Below are 16894 nucleotides of genomic sequence, written 5' to 3'. Positions count from 1 at the left end.
ATGATGGAAATGTGGCACGCAGGATTGGGATGGCCGACAGCGATAACGCTTCTGGCGTTCAGCTTTCTTGGGTCTTTCATCACCATCGCCTTCGGCATCGGCGGTGGCGCGGTGATGCTTGCCGTGCTTGCCACGCTCCTGCCCGCGCCCGCGATCATCCCGGTACACGGGCTGGTTCAGCTTGGCTCAAACGCCGGGCGCGCCGCGATAATGACCCGCTACATGAGGTTCGATCTGCTGGGCCCGTTCGCGGGCGGCGCGCTTGTCGGCATCCTGATCGGCGGATCACTGGTTGTCCAATTGGAGCCCGGCTGGATCCAGATGGGTGTCGGGCTGTTCATCCTCTGGTCGGTTCTGACCAAGCCACCGGCTTTCCTGCGCCGCTCTGGCGCGGTGACCGGCACGGTGTCCAGTTTCCTGACGATGTTCTTTGGCGGAACAGGCCCCTTCGTGGCCACCTATGTGAAGGCGCAGGGCCTCGACCGCCATGCCCATGTCGCCACACACGCGATGTTCATGACGCTGCAGCACCTGCTCAAGACGATCATGTTCGGCATCCTCGGCTTTGCCTTCAGCATCTGGGCCGGGCTGATCGCGCTGCTGATCGCTGCCGGAGTGCTGGGCACGCTGGCCGGGCGGCTCATGCTCGCCAAGATCGACGACCGCCGCTTTGGCATCGTGCTGACCGTGGTACTGTCGCTGCTGGCCGTGCGCCTGATCTATGCCGGGGCCAGCGACGTGTTCTTTGCCGCTGCCCCAGAGGCACCGACAGGAGGAACCAACTAAGCCGCCGGGCAAGTGCGCGACCCCGGCAGTGGACCATCATCCGCGCAGACGAATTTGAACATGTAACTGGGAGGAAACCATGTCCATGAAACAGACCATCAACCGCCGCACCCTGCTTGGCACCGGTGCTGCAGCCGCAGCCCTGACCCTTGCCACTCCGGCACTGGTCCGGGCCAACACGTTCCCCGACCGTAATATCAGCGTCTATGTCCCGACTTCTGAAGGCGGTGGTGCCGACCGCAACTTCCGCGCCTTTTCGAGCGTGTGGAAGGAAAAGCTCGGCACAGATTTCGAACCCGGTTTCTATCCGGGCGCGTCGGGCCGTGTGGGCTACGAGATCTACATGGGTAAGGCCGAGCCCGATTGCTACAACCTGATCTTCGGCAACATGGGTCCCGAGGTTCTCAACTGGGCGATGCAGGAACCCAGCTTCGACGTGAACGACTACTTCTATTTCGGCCAGGTCGACAAGGACCCGTGCTGCCTGTTCGTGGGCGCCGAAAGCCCGCTGCAAACGATGGATGACATCATCGCAGCGGCCAAGACACGCCGTCTGAATGTCGGCACAAGTCGCATGGCGCACCCGGCCTCGATCGGGCTGCTGGCACTGGGCGACAAGCTGGGCGTCGACTTCAACCTGATCCCGCTTCAGGGCGGCAAAGGCACCGTGGCCGGCGCCGTGACCGGCGAGGTCGATTTCTCGGTCCTGACATCCGGCTCGGTGATTGCGGCGGGTGACAGCGTCAAGACGCTGCTGGTCTTCGGCGACAACATCGTCGGCGAGGCGCTCGACAACGCGCCCAGCATCAATGACGCTTATGACATGGACCTGCCCGAAATGCTGTCAGCACGGGCGTTCGGCATCCACCAGAAAGCCGCGGACGATTTCCCGGACCGGTTCGAGCTGCTGACCTCGACATTCCGTGAGACATTCGACGATCCAAAGCTGATGGAAGCTTATGTCGCCCAAAAGGGCCAGCCGGAATACCTGCAATATGCCGGTATCGAGGAATGCGCGGCCTTCAAACAATCCATGCTGGAACTGGGTGCCCGCTACAAATCGCTTCTGACCGGCGCGTAACCGCGCTCTTGACCGGCAGCGCATGGATCGTTGCCGGTCACACCCCACCCCATTCGCACACAGGACGGCCTGCCCATGCCCTCGGACCACCACAAACCGCCGCGCCAGATCGGTGGAGAGCTTGTCATCCCCATCCTCGCGGTGGGCTTCACGATCTACTTCTTCTCGACGATCTGGAACTCGCCATGGACCGCACAGGTTAGCGCCTTCATCGTCGGAGGCATCCTGCTTCTGGTCTGCGCGATCTTCTTCGTGCGCGCCGGGATCTGGCTTGTCCGCGGTGAAGGCACGCTCGGGGTCGGCAACCTCTTCACGATGGACGACATCCGCACCGGGCGCATCGGCCTGCTGGTGACCACCATCGCCTACGTGATGTTCATCGACACGCTGGGTTTTACGCTGATGACCTTTCTGTTCCTTGCGGCCAGCATGCTGATCCTCGCCAAGGGCAAGAACGCCGGTTTCATCACGATGATCTCGGCGGCGATGGCGCTTACCGGCTGGGCAGTGTTCATCTGGGCATTCGACACGCGGTTTCCGCGCGGCTGGTTCGAAACGACCATGAAAGCGGTACTGGCAAATGGATAGCAGCACAGCCTCCATCCTGGTCGAGGTGTTCTTTGAAACCATCGGCTATTGGTACATCATCGTCCCGACGATCCTTCTGGGCCTGATCGTCGGCGGCATTCCCGGCTTTTCGGCCGCCAACACCATCATCATCCTGATGCCGCTGACACTGGCACTCGATCTGCAATCGGGTCTGGTGTTCATGATTTCGCTTTATTGTTCGGCCCGCATGGGCGCGGGCATTCCGGCGATCCTCGTGAACATCCCCGGCACGGCGGGGGCAGCGGCCACACCGCTGGACGGCTACCCGATGGCCAAGCAAGGCAAGGGACAGCAGGCACTGGCGATCTCATTTGTCGCCTCCTGCATCGGCGGCCTGCTGACGACGATCATCGCGCTGGCCACCATGCCGATCCTCGCCCGCGTCGGCTTTTACATGCATTCGGTCGAGATGATCGTGGTCATGCTCTTCGGCATTTCCCTGATCGCGTCGATCGCAGCACAGGACATGGTCAAGGGACTGATCGCGGGCTTTCTGGGCCTGATGATCGGCTCCATCGGCACAGATGTGGTCTACGCCACGCCGCGCGGGACCTTCGGCATTCTCGAGCTCTACGACGGCGTGCCGCTGATCCCGGCGCTGGTCGGCCTCTTCGCGGTCTCCGAAGCCTTCGTCATCATCGAAAAACGCGTGATCGTGAACCACGACGGCGAACCCAAGACCCCCAATTGGGGCGATACCTTTGACGGGGTGCGCATCGCGCTGAAGCGCTGGGTGCACATCGTTTGGACCTCGATCATCGGTCTGGTGATCGGCGTGATCCCGGGTGCAGGCGCATCCATCGCCAGCTTCGTGGCCTATCAGCAGTCGCGCAGCTTCTCCAAGACGCCGGAACTCTACGGCACCGGTCACCCCGAAGGCCTGATCGCGCCCGAGTCCGCCAACAACGGTGTCACCTCGGGCACGCTGGTGCCGCTTCTGGTGCTGGGAATTCCCGGTGGGGCCACTGCGGCGATCATGCTGGTGGTGATGCAGTTCCACGGTGTCAGCTTTGGCCCGTCCCTGTTCGAGAACCAGCCCAAGGTGGGTTACGGCATGTTCATGGCAATGGCGGTCAGCTACGTGATCATGTTCCTGACCATCCTGCCGCTCAGCCGCTACATGAGCCACGTCACCACGATCCCGACGATCTACCTTGCGCCGATGATCATCGCCTTCACGCTGGTCGGCGGCTTTGTTCCGCGTGAATACATGTTCGACATGTACCTCGCGCTGGCCTTCGGTGTTCTGGGCTATATCGCGCGGCGCACTGGCTACCATGTCGCCGCGATCCTGATCGGGGTCATCCTTGGTCCGCTTCTGGAAAAATACTTCCTCTGGTCGCTCAAGAAATCCGATGGCGACATCATGGTTCTCTTCTCGTCCACGCTGGGCAACATCCTCTGGGTGGCCTTCGCACTGTCCATCATCCTGCCCATTGTCTTTGGCATGCGGCGCAAACGCAAATTCGAGGTGCCTGCGGAATGAAACGTGAAGTCGAATATGATCTGGCGCGCAATATCCGCCGACTGGGTCATCTGGATATCGAAGGCGGTGGCGAAGTGGTCGTGCGGGGCAGCTATGCCTATGTCGGGCATATGAAACCGCCCATGGGCACGTCGATCATCGACGTGTCAGATCCCGCTAATCCCACGGTTGTGTCACATGTCGCCCCGCCGGATGAGTGGTCGCATACCCATAAGGTCAAGGTGGTCGGCGATCTGATGATCACCAATGTGGAAATGGACCGCCGACATTTCCTGCGCAAAGGCGATAAGATCGCGGGCCTGCGCGCCGAGGGACTGTCGGACGCCCAGATCGCCGAGCGCCTGTCTGTCAAACCATCGGACATCCCTGTTCTGGAAGAAGCGTTGCAGCGTGGGTATCACAGCGGCGGGTTCCGTATCTGGGACATCTCGGACAAGACCGCGCCAAAGCTGCTGTCCTACGTCAAGACGCACGGGTTCGGCGTGCACCGCTTCGATATGGACGCGAATTACGCCTATATCTCGACCGAGATGGAAGGCTATGTCGGCAACATCCTTGTCATCTATGACCTGTCTGATCCCACCAACCCGACCGAAGTATCGCATTGGCATATGCCGGGGCAGCACGTGGCCAATGGCGAGACCCCCACAGGTGTCGGCTACAGCCACCGCCTGCACCACGCCATGCGCTGCGGCGACGAGCTTTGGGCGGCGGTCTGGCATGCCGGGTTCCGGGTGCTGGACGCCAGCGACATCACCCATCCGACGGTCAAGGGCAGCTACCGCTTTCCCAAGGCGATCCCAGAACCGACCCACACGGTCATGCCTCTGGAACGGTTGATCAACGGCAAACGCTATGCCGTCGTGATCGACGAGGAACATGACCACAAGCCCGGTCGCCTGCACGGCTTCATCTGGATCATGGACGTGACCGACCTGAACAACATGGAACCCGTCGCGGCATGGGATCTGTCGGAACGGTTCTGTCCCTGGGTCGGCGAAGAGGGCGTGCGCTTTGGCGGACATCAGTTCCGCGAAAAGCTGGACAGCACACAGATCTACGCGACTTGGTTCGCGGGTGGTCTGCGGGTGCTCGATGTGGCCGATCCGCACCTGCCCGTCGAAGTGGCGCATTTCATGGAGCCCGGACCCACCGGCGCTCCACCCCAATCCAATGACGTCGACGTGGATGACAACGGCCTGATCTATGTGTTGGACCGCAACCGTGGCCTCGACATTCTGGAGATGACGCTATGAGCGATCATGACCTGCTGCCCCCCAGCGTCGATCCCAACACCAAGGCGCTGGGCATCCGCCGCGTCAGCGCCCGAAACGAGGCATCGACCCGGTCGGTCATGATGGTGCGCGATCACATCGTCATCACCGACGAAAAAGAAAGCAACACCGGACCGACGCCGCTGGAAATGACGCTGTCGTCGCTGTTGGGTTGCGAAGGCGTCATCATCAACCGCTGCGCCGAAGCGATGCAATTCGCCTACACCGCCGTCGACATGGAGGCAGATGGCGAGGTCGACCAGCGCGGCAGCCGCGGCGTGCAGGGCGTGCGGCCCTATTTCAACTGGGTCAAACTGCGCATCCGGGTCCATACCGAGGAAACGCAGGATCGGTTCGACCGCCTCACCCGCAACGTCGAATACCGCTGCCCGGTGATGAACCTGTTCAAATCAGCGGATGTGGACGTTCAAATCACATGGGAGCGTGTCACGCCGTGAACCTGAGGCTGAAGATCAACGGAATACAGCATGACATCAGGTCGGACCCAGACACCCCGCTGATCTATGTCCTGCGGGACGAGTTGAAACTGAAAGGCACGAAACTGGGCTGCGGCCTCGAACAATGCGGGGCCTGTGCAGTGTTGGTCGATGGGAAGGCCGTGCTGTCCTGCGTGACGCCGGTTGAGGTGTTCGACGGTCAAGAGATCACCACGATCGAAGGCATTTCCGAAACGGAAGTCGGCAAGCGGGTACAACAGGCGTTCATTGCACAAACCGCCGCGCAATGCGGCTACTGCACCTCTGGTCTTGTGGTTGCCGCAACCGCACTATTGTCCAAGAGCCCTAAGCCAGACGAAGCGACGACCAAGGCCGCACTGACCCCGCATCTTTGTCGCTGCGGATCCCACCCGCGCGTGCTTAGGGCTATCAAAGAGGCCATCGCAGAATGAGTCTTGGTGCGTATCCACTTGTCTCGGATTGGATCACCATGGACGGCGACCGCCTGCTGGTCCACACCGGCAAGGTCGATATTGGGCAGCGTATTTCGAACGCGCTATTGCGGATTGTGCAAGAGGAACTGGCGGTGCCTCTGTCGCTTGTGGAGATCGCGACAGTCCGCACCGGAACTGCACCGGACGAAGGTATCACCTCGGGCAGCAATTCCATCGAACAATCTGGCCGAGCTGTAGCTTCTGCCTCTGCGACCCTTCGCAAGTATCTACTTGATGCGGCTATGGCCCAACATGGCGGTGATCTTTCTGAATGGTTGCTTGTAGATGGCTATGTGGAGCGAGCGGGCACCAATCTACGCCTTGCTCTGACTGATCTTGCCCGCGACCTACCCTCGAACTTGCCCGTTGATCCCACCCTGCCCCGACATGTTCCTGAAAGCGCTCCAGCCCCCACGATGCGCGGCATCACCGAGATGGTCGCAGGTCGGTTCACCTATATACATGACCTTGACCTACCTGGAATGTGGCACGCCCGCCGCGTCAGCCCACCGCACGCCAAAGCGACGCTGCGCGATATCGATCAGACTTCATTCGACCGGATGAAAGCCAAAGGGCTGCACATCATCCGTGATGGCAGCTTCCTTGCCGTAGCTGGCCCACGCGAGTGGGATGTGGTCAAGGCATCCACCAGCCTTGGCTTTGCCTGCTCTTGGGATATGGGCGGTGGCTTGCCTGAAACCGACGTTTTCGCGCAATTCACCCCTGACAACGCTCAACGCTTCCCGGTGATCAGCGGCACACCGCAAAAAGCCCCCGTGCCCGACCGGCTGCCCACACCCGACCTCAGCGCCCGGTTCGAACGCCCTTACCAAATGCATGGCGCATTAGCGCCTTCGGCCGCTTTGGCGGAATGGACGGACAATCGCCTTTTCCTGAAAAGTCACAGCCAAGGCATCTATCCACTACGCGAGGCGATTGCCGACAGTCTTGGCCTGTTACTGGAACAGGTTGAGATCACTTATGTTCCCGGCTCTGGCTGTTACGGCCACAACGGTGCCGACGACGCGGCATTTGAGGCCGCACTGATCGCGATGGCGCATCCTCACACGCCGATCTTGTTCAAATGGTCGCGCGAGGATGAACACGCATGGGAACCTTATGCCCCGGCGATGGCTGTTCAGGTCGATGCGACCTTGAACAACGGCCATATCACTGCGCTGTCAGCCGAAGCCTTCAGCGACACGCATCGAGGCCGCCCGCGCCCCGGCCCCAACCGCGCCGGTCCCGCGAAACTTCTGGCAAACCGGTTCCGTGCCGATGCGCTCGCGCCTTACGTATCGCCACCGAATATGGGCAACCATGCCGGGATGCATCGGAACCTTGATCCGATCTACGACATTGCGGAAACTCGTCTGGTCAAGAACCTTGTCCAAGGTCTGCCTCACCGCACCTCCGCGATGCGTTGCCTTGGCGCTGTCACCAATATCTTTGCACTGGAAAGCACGATGGACGAGGCCGCGCATTCTGCCGGTATCGACCCGATCTCTTTCCGCCGCGCCCATCTCAACGACACCCGCACCATAGCCCTGCTGGACGCATTGGAGCGCCGCCTATCAGCCCTGCCGCCGCTGGCCGAAGAGATGGGACGCGGCATCGCCTATGCCCAGTACAAGAATGTCATGACCCGAGTTGGCCTGGCCGTTGACTTGACCGTGACCGACACCGCCGAAGTGAAGCTTCATCGCGTCACACTTGTTGCCGATGCAGGCCGCGTGATCGACCCGGACGGACTGACGGCGCAGCTTGAAGGTGGTGTCATGCAAGCGGCAAGCTGGGCACTCTGCGAAGAGGTCACATGGGACCGTGACGGCATCACCTCACGCGATTGGGACAGCTACCCGGTGATCCGCTTTGACAATGTACCGATCATCGACACTCACCTGCTCGGCAACACTTCGGATCCGTCCGTCGGTGCTGGAGAGGCGTCGCCAGGTCCCACTGTAGCAGCGATCGCCAATGCTATTCGAAATTGCACAGGCCTTCGGATGCAGCGCATGCCGTTCACAGCAGATGCTTTACGAAGAGCCGCCCTTGAAGGATGAGAAGGCAGAGGGGCGAGCACAGCCCCTTCAGTTCATGAATTTTTCAGACACTGCTTCGGGCTGTCATGTTGGTCAAGGAAATCACCTTCGTACCCGCCGTCAAATTTTCCGGGACTTTCCGTATGGGGTTTCACCATAGCGTGCCTTGTAATGGCGTGTCAGAATGCTGGCAGAACTGAACCCCGTCGCAGCCGCAACGGCGATCACCGACAGATCGGTTTCAGCCAATAGGGCTCGCGCCTTATCCAGCTTGATCTTCCGATAGGTGGACGCCGGTGCTTCGCCCAGCGCCTTGGTAAACATTCTTTCCATATGGCGGCGCGACACACCTGCGCTTTCGGCCAATTCCTCCAGTAGCAATGGCTCTTCGATATTCGCATACATCTCGCGCAAAATGTGCAGGAGCTTGGGATTGCGAGAATCTATCGCTTTGGCGATCGATGACCTTTGATCACGCTTCGGGTCACCGGATAGGGCGTTCAAGCACATATCCGCGACCGCAATTGCGAAGTCCTCACCATAATCATCCTTGATAATTCTCAACATCATTTCGGTCGCAGCAGACCCCCCACTGCATGTCAGAAGACCCCCATCCTCCTCTACAAGCGAACGTCTTGGGATGAGGTCGGGAAAGGTTTCTACGAAGCCAGGCTGGTTTTCCCAGTGCAACGTAAACCTCTTGTTCTTCAACAAACCCGCACGCGCCAATGTGCTGGCCCCAGTGCAAATGCCACCGACTTGTCCACCGAACCTCGCGTGGCGCCTTATTGCGGAAACCACGTTATCCGTAGCCGCCCGCACACCGTTGTTTCCCGAGCAGACAAACAAGGTAAGGCTCTTGTCCAACTGCTCCAAGCTGTCATGAACACTGACGTCGAGGCCGGAAGAGGAGGCCACCGGCGCGCCGGTCTCAGAAAGGACCCACCACCCATAAAGCGGTTTTTGCGCAAGTTGATTGGCGATCCGCAACGGATCAAGGGCAGAACTGAAGGCAAGCAATGTAAATTCGGGCAAAAGAAGGAACCCAAACCAGCGTGTCGCTTTGCAATGCGCAATCGGATAACTAAATGCCCCATCAGGAACAAGCGCTTTGGGTACACCCTTTTGATGTGTCCTGTGTTCCATCTGCCGTTCCGTTTGTGACCCGTGCTTGGCGTCTGGACGTGCAACCCTGTCGTCACGTTTATGCACATGTTGCAGCATAGCTTACGTCATAGCTGAAAGGTCTAAAGTCACAGCCAGCCGCCAAACTAGGGACAACTGTGCTACGCTCGATAGTCGTCGCAGCGGTCTTTTCGATCAAAACACAATTCAATCAACAGACGTGGATCGGTCATCGGCCAGCCCAGTCGCCAGCGCCTTCCGCCACCCATTGAATAACACTGGTGCCGCTGAAGGGACTCGAACCCCCGACCCCATCATTACGAATGACGTGCTCTACCAGCTGAGCTACAGCGGCCAATCCGATGATACAAACGCGTATCAGAAGCGGATTGGCCGGGCTGTTAGCACCGCCCGCTGCGCAGGAAAAGTGTTATTTGACCTTTTAAGGTTCCGGCGCGCTAGTCGCTGTTGCTTCATCGGCGTCGACTTCGGAAGACGCCGCATCCGTGCTCTGCGACGGCTCAGGATCAATGACCTTGGCTTGTTCAATCGGCTCGGATTTGTCTTCGATCGACCCTACGATAAGCGGGAGCATTTCGGCACCGGCGGGAAGCACCGTTTCGCTCTGCGGTGGGGTGGTCCAACTTAGCGTGTCAAAGCTCTCACAGGTGTTACAGACCGGGGTCCATTCGCCGTGGATGGTCTTACAATTGTCGCACACCCATTGTGGCCCTCTGGGTGCCGTCAACGCGCGCGCCAGCCAGCCACGAACAACTGCATCCGATGCACCCTCGCCGCGCTCAATCGCAGCTGCGATAGCTAGAACCCGCGTGTCCGGCTGGGTTTCAGCAAGGTCGCCCATAGAACGTCGCGCTTCGGGAAAGTCCTCGGCGGCAAGGTTCAGTTCTGCCAAAAGCAACTTTGTTTCGCGGTGTTCGGGCCGCATAGCGGTCATTTGCTTGAAACGCTGCAACCGCGCCTGAGGTGCTTCATTCGGTTCGATCTCGGCAAAGGCGGCTGCAAGATCGGGATGTGGCTGTACCTGCCACGCTTTCTTGAGGATACGAACCGCGTATTTGGAACGACCCTGCGCAATATGGCTACGCGCTGCCATGGCAGCGGCTGGGATAAGGTCAGGCGAGGATTTGTTGGCGGCAATCGCAGCCTCCTGCGCCTCAATGGTCTTGCCCTCGTCAAGAATGCCCTTTGCCTCGGACAAGGCCAACACGGCATCGCGTCGCTTGTGCACATCACGCGGCAAGGCGCCGTGCTTCAGCTTTGCGTTCAAGGTCTTTCGGGCTCCTGACCAGTCGGCATTTTTTGCCTGAAGGCGCAGCAGCGTGTCCTGCACTTCTTCATGTTTCGGCTTGATGGCAAATGCACGTTCGGCCAACTTCAGCGCGGTGTCGGTATCCCCGGCGTCGAGCTTTTGCTTCATCAGTCCGCGCACACCAACAAAGCGGGTGGCTTCGTTTTGAACCAGCCGCTTGTACACCTCTTCGGCTTTCTTCCGGTCGCCCGTCATTTCAGCAGCCTGCGCTGTGATCAGATCGGTCAATTCAGGCTTGTGAAGGTATTTCTCGGCCTTCGACGCCTTAGCCATCGCAAGACGCCCTTCCCCTGAAGCAAGTGCCATCAGGCCTTCACTCAGGGCTTGAAAGCCTTTGCGCTCCCGGTTGCGGTCGAAGTACCGCGAAATCGCGGTTTCGTCGCCGTTGATGAACTTCAGCGTGGCAATCAACAGCGCAAAAAGCTTAAGGAACAGCCATACAACCAGGATCGCGACAAGGGCCGCAATCACGGATTGAAGCGGCCCCAAGGTGAATTCAGTGCCCCCGGCGGTGATCTGGATTCCACCGTTGCTTTCCATGAGAAAGCCGGCGCCCAGTGTCAAAGCAGCGACGATGACGACAAAAAGTACGATCTTGAAAAGAGACCAAAGCATCGGACGCCTCCCTTATTCCTGAAGCAGTTGCTGGACGAGTTCGTCCGCAGCGGATGTCGCCGCGAGGCGGGTTTCTGCGCGGGCCTGCCAGTCGGCGAGGGCTTCTTGTGCGACGTCAGGCAATCCAGACAATTCCGACAAAGCAGTGCTCAAATCGCCGGATCTCACAGCAGCTTCAGCGCGGGAAAGCACGGCGTCGGGATCATCACCCTCTTTTGGCGCGACAGATCGCGCTCCAAGCTGGTTGGCAAAGAACGTCGTGACCCGACCAATGCCTTCGGCGCCTTCGGTATCTATACTCCGCGCAGCACCTAGTGCGGCTCGGGCGGCTTCTGGGAACGTCTCGTTCAGGCTGGTTTGGGTCGGCACACCTTGATCTGCCAGTGATGCGATGGCCTCTGGCACCACCACCCCGTTCGTTTCAAGAACTGCCACGGCGCCTGAGTATGATGCTCCGTTATTCAGCGCGGTTGTAAGCTCGGCCAAGGCCGCACGAGAGGCTGCCAATAGCGCTTTTTCCTCAGCGTTTTCTTCAGCCGCAACAGCGTCCTGCGCCATTTGCGCCACTTCGACACGTTGCGTTTCGATTTCGGCCTGCAGGTCTGCCAATGCACGCTCATAGGCGGCAATGGCCTCTTCCGAAACCGAGCTTTCAAGCGGTTGGCGTTCGAGTGTGTCAATCCGAGATACGATTTCATCAAGCCGCGCTGTCAAGTCTGCAGCCGTAGCCTGAACCGCAGCGATCTGATCCTGGACAGGGGTCAAATCAACGCTTGGCGGTTCCATCCCTTCCAGTGACGACAGCCGCGCACCAAGATCGGATAGCGCACCGTCTTGTGTGGTCAGCGCACCGCGAACCTCGTCTTCGAAAGACGTGTCTGTCGCCGCATCGAATGGCCAGACAGCCTGAGATGAATAAGCCGCAACACCATATCCCAACACGGCAGCCGCTGCGCCACCAACCAACATCGGAACCAAGCCACCTTTGCGTTCAACGGTTGTTTCCTTGATCACCTGTGGCGCAACAGGCGGTGTTTCTGGTTCGGCCTCTGTCTTGGGCTCATCCGGATGACCTTCAACGGACTCGGCTTCTTCGATCAGTTTTTCCGCTTCTTCTTCGGTCAGATGATTGTCAGCGGCAGCCCCATCGACGGGTTTGTTGTCCGGGTCAGCTTCTGCAGATTCGGCATCGACCTCGGTTTGCGCAGGCGTTTCTTCTGGCGCGTCATCCTTGGGCTCAGCCTGCTCTATTACGTCGTCCGTGACTGTCGGCGCTACGTCGGCAAGGGCGTCTTCCTGTGCCGCTTCAGTCTTGGTCGTGTCGTCGGTAGGAGCATAAACCTCAACTGCTTCAACGGCTTCGGCGGCAACCTCCAAATCCGTTGGTTCTTTTTCCGAAGCGTCTGACTGATCTGGCGCGCGATCCGTTTCGACCTTTTGGTCGGTTTCGTCTTTTGAGGTTTTGTCCGTGCTCTTGCGTTTCGCCACCGGTTAATCCTTCAATCTGTCAAGTTTGCGCGACAGCTATGTCAACTTTACCTTACAACCGTCACAGCCGACGCTCAAGACTCGCGGTGTCCGTGATCATTTCCTTCACCAACTCCACCATCCCGTCGCGATCCGGCCGCCGCGATATTCTCGTTCTCTGTGCCGCATCTTCGGGCAGCACATCTGCAACGGCACGACTGATCGCAGCAAATCGGATGCAGTCAATGCCTATCGATTCGCGACCAAGCTGTCTTGCCGTCCTCGGCGAGAATACCGGTGCTATGATCGGTCTGTCTTGCGACAAAGCCTCCCGAGTCGCCGCAGAGAAGGGTTCAAGCTTCTGTGTATATAGAACAGCTTCCCGGGTTTCCACGCCCGCCGCGTTCAGACGATGCGCGACGTCTCCAATCGCGTTGTCACCGCGCAAGTGAAGCAAAGGGCCTGCGTAGCCGTGTTTCAGTACGTGTTCGATCACTTGCTCTGCCGTCCCCCCTGCAACATCCGCCCTAAAACCAAACGCCTGTATCGCTGCACCCGTCGCAGGCCCAACGGCAATCGCGGGTATATCAAGCACCGGCCCCCCCAAAGTCGCATAAGCATCAAGAGCGTTTGCAGATGTGAAGATCAACCCGGTGACCCCAGAGAGATCGGGCAATGGTCCCGATACATGGATCGACAAAAGAGGATTGATTAAAAAATCTGCAGAATTCCGAGTTTCCTCTGGAAGAGCGGCCCAAAACGCCTCTGATGACGCCTGTGGGCGCGTCAGAAGCAGAAGAGGGCGTTGATCAGCCATGTGCATCCGGGATTGTTGTGAGCAGCAACCAAGGGTGGTAACTGCTGAGCCTCATAGGTGCAACGGAAACTCGAATGGGTCGCGATATCACCATTTTGGGGCTGGAAAGCAGCTGCGATGATACCGCCGCCGCAGTGGTGCGTGGTCGTGGGATCTTGTCTTCGGTTGTGGCGGACCAAACCGCACTTCACGCAGCCTACGGGGGCGTCGTACCCGAAATCGCCGCAAGGGCGCATGCGGAAAAGCTGGATATCTGCATCGAACAAGCGCTGACCGAGGCAAAGGTCGCGCTGAGCGATATCGATGCGATTGCAGTCACAGCGGGACCGGGATTGATCGGAGGTGTGCTGTCGGGAGTGATGATGGCCAAGGGCTTGAGCGCGGCGACTGGCAAACCGCTGATTGGGGTCAATCACCTTGCCGGACACGCGCTGACACCACGGCTTACCGACGGGATAGAGTATCCTTATCTTATCCTTCTGGTGTCCGGCGGACATTGCCAATTCCTGCGCGTCGATGGGCCAACATCGTTTGTGCGACTTGGCAGTACAATCGACGACGCACCGGGCGAAGCCTTCGACAAAACCGCGCGCTTGCTTGGATTGCCCCAGCCGGGTGGCCCATCAGTTGAAACATCCGCACTGTCCGGCGATGAAACGCGATTTGTCTTTCCCCGGCCACTGTTGGATCGCCCGGGATGCGACCTGTCCTTTTCTGGTCTCAAGACAGCATTGCTCCGCCAGCGCGATCAACTTGTTTCAAATCAGGGCGGCTTGCATGCACAAGATATCAGCGACCTTTGTGCTGGATTTCAGGCTGCCGTCCGCGATGTTCTGGTCGAGAAATCGCGACGCGCTTTGACCGGCTGCACCGGCATCACGGGGTTTGCCGTGGCCGGGGGTGTTGCTGCCAATACACAACTTCGGGCAGCTCTAGAGACACTTTCCAACCAGAACGGCTTGGCCTTCGTGGCGCCTCCGCTCGCGCTCTGCACCGACAACGCCGCGATGATCGCTTTCGCCGGAGCCGAGAAATTCGCACTCGAAGGCGCAGATGACCTGACCTTGACCGCGCGCCCCAGATGGCCACTTGACAGGGTGGCCCCGGCGGCGCTGGGCAGCGGTAAAAAAGGGGCTAAGGCGTGATCAGTATCATGGGCGCCGGCGCATTCGGCACGGCGTTGGCGATCGCGCTAGCAAAGACCGGGCAGCCTGTCACATTGTGGTGCCGCACTTCTGAACAGGCACGGAATTTGGACAAGGTGCGGTGCAACAGTGCCTATTTGCCTGATGCAGTTTTCCCAGACAGCCTAAAGGTTGCGCAGGATCTGAGCGCCATCATGGGTGGCAAAGCCCTCTTGATCGCCGTTCCCTTGCAGCACATGCGCGCAGCGATCTCGATCCTTCCGCAAAAGACCGAAACACCTTGGGTGGCCTGTTGCAAAGGCATCGAACTAAGCACCGGTCTTGGCCCGACGGGCGTGCTAAATGACGCTTCACCCAATGTGACGACCGCGATCCTCACTGGCCCCAGCTTTGCTGCCGACATTGCCATCGGCCGCCCCACCGCGCTAACGCTCGCATGCAAGGATGCAACGTCCGGCGCTAGACTGCAGGCTGCTCTGACGACGCCCACTCTTAGGCTTTATCGCACAACCGACACCGTTGGCGCCGAACTGGGCGGCGCGTTGAAAAACGTCATGGCCATCGCCTGTGGTGCCGTGATTGGTGCTGGTCTGGGCGACAGCGCACGGGCGGCGACAATGACCCGCGGCTTTGCAGAAATGCAAAGGATAGGACGAGCTCTGGGCGCGCGCACCGACACTCTTGCAGGACTGTCCGGTCTTGGAGACCTTGCCCTAACCTGCACTTCCGACCTGTCACGCAACTACCGTCTTGGGGTGTCCCTCGGTCGCGGCGACGCCTTTGATCCGAAAATCACCGTGGAAGGTGCTGCGACGGCGCAGGCCATGTCCAAGATCGCGCGCCAGAAAGAGATCGACACACCGATCACCAACATCGTGGCCAGACTTGTCGAGGGTTCAACGACGGTCAAGGATGCCATAGACTCTTTGATGACCCGACCACTGAAGGAAGAATAAATGCTTATCGCCCTGATCGCGCGCGACAAACCTGGCGCTTTGGAAATCCGCAAAGCCAATCGGGAGTCCCATCTGGCCTATATCGACGCCACGGGCGTGGTGAATCAGGCCGGGCCACTGCTGGATGACGCCGAGCAGATGATTGGATCTCTGGTGATCCTGGACGTGGCCGATATGGCCGCCGCGCAAGACTGGGCTGACAACGACCCCTATGCGAAGGCGGGACTGTTCGAGAGTGTCGAGCTTATCCCCTGGAAGCGTGTGATCGGCGGATGAGATACTGGCTGTTCAAGTCCGAACCGTCCACTTGGTCTTGGGACGATCAGGTCGCCAAAGGCGATGCCGGGGAAGAATGGGACGGCGTGCGTAATTACCAAGCCCGCAATTTCATGCGCGAGATGAAGATCGGCGATCAAGGCTTTTTCTATCATTCGCAATCCGAAAAAGCGATTGTCGGCACTATCGAAGTGATTTCCGAAGCCCACCCAGACAGCAAGACGGATGACGACCGCTGGGAATGCGTGGACATCAAGGCATTGGATGCCGTGAAAACGCCCGTCACACTTGATCAGATCAAGGCGGATGAACGGTTGTCCGACATGGTGCTCGTGAACAATTCGCGCCTTTCCGTACAGCCCGTTACGGACACGGAATGGCGGATCATTTGCGATCTTGCTGGTTTGGCTGGGTAACGCGCGCAAAATGGAGGAATGGACATGCCCATACTCCCAATAATTTTAGCTGGTCTTGCAGGCTGGGCGTTTGGCACGGCGTGGTACAGCATCTTTGCCAAACCGTGGATTGCCGTCTCGGGTGTTGCAACCGATGCCACAGGCAGGCCCGCCAATCTGAAAACCGCGCTGCCGTATGTGATCAGTATCACCTCGGCGATGGTCGTTGCGGCAACCATGTATTATGCCTTTGACATGCTGAACATCGTCACTGTTGGCAAAGGGTTTACTTCTGGCCTTGGCATCGGGGCATGTTTTGCAGCTCCGTGGCTTGCCACCAATTACGGGTTTGCGGGTCGGCCGTTCAAGTTGACGCTGATCGATGCAGGTTATGCGGCTTTTGGATCGGCAGTGATCGGCGCCGTGATACCCCTGTTCTGAAAATAAACGGAGGGCTCGGCCCGTGCCGAAACCCTCCGTCCCCGCGCTCCCAAGTCACCACGCGCGTAAACTGAATATGGTTTCGGTCATCCTGACC

Annotated in this window: 17 protein-coding genes and 1 tRNA gene; 13 read left to right on the top strand and 5 right to left on the bottom strand. The window is 59.1% G+C overall.

Annotated elements, in window-relative coordinates; all coding sequences use genetic code 11:
* The 8 genes from MCRY_RS00865 (at position 1) to MCRY_RS00830 (ending at position 8251) form a co-directional block, all read left to right on the top strand.
* Positions 1-786, top strand: coding sequence for a sulfite exporter TauE/SafE family protein (locus tag MCRY_RS00865; RefSeq protein WP_085627568.1), 786 nt, complete (start codon positions 1-3; stop codon positions 784-786).
* A gap of 85 nt (positions 787-871) precedes the next feature.
* Complete coding sequence (locus MCRY_RS00860) at positions 872-1867, top strand: tripartite tricarboxylate transporter substrate-binding protein (protein WP_171046058.1); 996 nt, start codon at positions 872-874, stop codon at positions 1865-1867.
* 75 nt (positions 1868-1942) lie between these two features.
* Positions 1943-2455, top strand: a complete 513-nt coding sequence (locus tag MCRY_RS00855; RefSeq protein ID WP_085627566.1) for a tripartite tricarboxylate transporter TctB family protein — start codon at positions 1943-1945, stop codon at positions 2453-2455.
* Positions 2448-3962 carry a tripartite tricarboxylate transporter permease gene (locus tag MCRY_RS00850; RefSeq protein ID WP_085627565.1) on the top strand — a complete coding sequence of 505 codons (1515 nt, stop codon included), beginning with the start codon at positions 2448-2450 and terminating at the stop codon, positions 3960-3962. Before MCRY_RS00855 ends, MCRY_RS00850 begins: the two co-directional genes overlap by 8 nt.
* Positions 3959-5218, top strand: coding sequence for an LVIVD repeat-containing protein (locus MCRY_RS00845; RefSeq protein ID WP_085627564.1), 1260 nt, complete (start codon positions 3959-3961; stop codon positions 5216-5218). Before MCRY_RS00850 ends, MCRY_RS00845 begins: the two co-directional genes overlap by 4 nt.
* The gene (locus tag MCRY_RS00840; RefSeq protein ID WP_085627563.1) at positions 5215-5694 is read left to right on the top strand and encodes an OsmC family protein; all 480 of its coding nucleotides are present in this window, start codon (positions 5215-5217) and stop codon (positions 5692-5694) included. Before MCRY_RS00845 ends, MCRY_RS00840 begins: the two co-directional genes overlap by 4 nt.
* The gene (locus MCRY_RS00835; protein WP_244897869.1) at positions 5691-6146 is read left to right on the top strand and encodes a (2Fe-2S)-binding protein; all 456 of its coding nucleotides are present in this window, start codon (positions 5691-5693) and stop codon (positions 6144-6146) included. Before MCRY_RS00840 ends, MCRY_RS00835 begins: the two co-directional genes overlap by 4 nt.
* Positions 6143-8251, top strand: coding sequence for a molybdopterin cofactor-binding domain-containing protein (locus MCRY_RS00830; protein ID WP_085627561.1), 2109 nt, complete (start codon positions 6143-6145; stop codon positions 8249-8251). The genes MCRY_RS00835 and MCRY_RS00830 overlap by 4 nt, the downstream gene beginning before the upstream one ends.
* A gap of 99 nt (positions 8252-8350) precedes the next feature.
* Here MCRY_RS00830 and MCRY_RS00825 read toward each other — a convergent pair whose 3' ends face one another.
* From MCRY_RS00825 to MCRY_RS00805, 5 genes are all read right to left on the bottom strand, one after another.
* On the bottom strand, positions 8351-9454 hold the full coding sequence (locus MCRY_RS00825; protein WP_238939585.1) for a GlxA family transcriptional regulator: 1104 nt from the start codon (positions 9452-9454) through the stop codon (positions 8351-8353).
* Between the two features lie 180 nt (positions 9455-9634).
* Positions 9635-9710 (bottom strand) — tRNA-Thr (locus tag MCRY_RS00820).
* 87 nt (positions 9711-9797) lie between these two features.
* A complete protein-coding gene (locus MCRY_RS00815; protein WP_085627559.1) occupies positions 9798-11300 on the bottom strand; it encodes a heme biosynthesis protein HemY in 1503 nt (500 codons plus the stop codon).
* 12 nt (positions 11301-11312) lie between these two features.
* A complete protein-coding gene (locus MCRY_RS00810; RefSeq protein ID WP_085627558.1) occupies positions 11313-12788 on the bottom strand; it encodes a COG4223 family protein in 1476 nt (491 codons plus the stop codon).
* 61 nt (positions 12789-12849) lie between these two features.
* On the bottom strand, positions 12850-13584 hold the full coding sequence (locus MCRY_RS00805; RefSeq protein WP_171046059.1) for a uroporphyrinogen-III synthase: 735 nt from the start codon (positions 13582-13584) through the stop codon (positions 12850-12852).
* 74 nt (positions 13585-13658) lie between these two features.
* On the opposite strand from MCRY_RS00805, the gene tsaD reads away from it, so the two are divergent.
* The 5 genes from tsaD to MCRY_RS00780 are packed head-to-tail and all read left to right on the top strand — an operon-like array spanning position 13659 to position 16797.
* Entirely contained in the window at positions 13659-14729 is a 1071-nt protein-coding gene (tsaD, locus tag MCRY_RS00800) for a tRNA (adenosine(37)-N6)-threonylcarbamoyltransferase complex transferase subunit TsaD (RefSeq protein ID WP_085627556.1), read from the top strand.
* On the top strand, positions 14726-15685 hold the full coding sequence (locus tag MCRY_RS00795) for an NAD(P)H-dependent glycerol-3-phosphate dehydrogenase (protein ID WP_244897868.1): 960 nt from the start codon (positions 14726-14728) through the stop codon (positions 15683-15685). Before tsaD ends, MCRY_RS00795 begins: the two co-directional genes overlap by 4 nt.
* A complete protein-coding gene (locus tag MCRY_RS00790) occupies positions 15686-15961 on the top strand; it encodes a YciI family protein (RefSeq protein ID WP_085627555.1) in 276 nt (91 codons plus the stop codon).
* Positions 15958-16377 carry an EVE domain-containing protein gene (locus tag MCRY_RS00785; RefSeq protein ID WP_085627554.1) on the top strand — a complete coding sequence of 140 codons (420 nt, stop codon included), beginning with the start codon at positions 15958-15960 and terminating at the stop codon, positions 16375-16377. The genes MCRY_RS00790 and MCRY_RS00785 overlap by 4 nt, the downstream gene beginning before the upstream one ends.
* 24 nt (positions 16378-16401) lie before the next feature.
* Positions 16402-16797, top strand: coding sequence for a DUF1761 domain-containing protein (locus tag MCRY_RS00780; protein ID WP_085627757.1), 396 nt, complete (start codon positions 16402-16404; stop codon positions 16795-16797).
* The last annotated feature ends 97 nt before the right edge of the window (positions 16798-16894 follow it).

Source organism: Marivita cryptomonadis (genome assembly GCF_002115725.1).
GTDB lineage: Bacteria > Pseudomonadota > Alphaproteobacteria > Rhodobacterales > Rhodobacteraceae > Marivita > Marivita cryptomonadis.
Note: the sequence above shows the minus strand (reverse complement) of the source record. Positions and strands in the feature narration are given on the sequence as shown.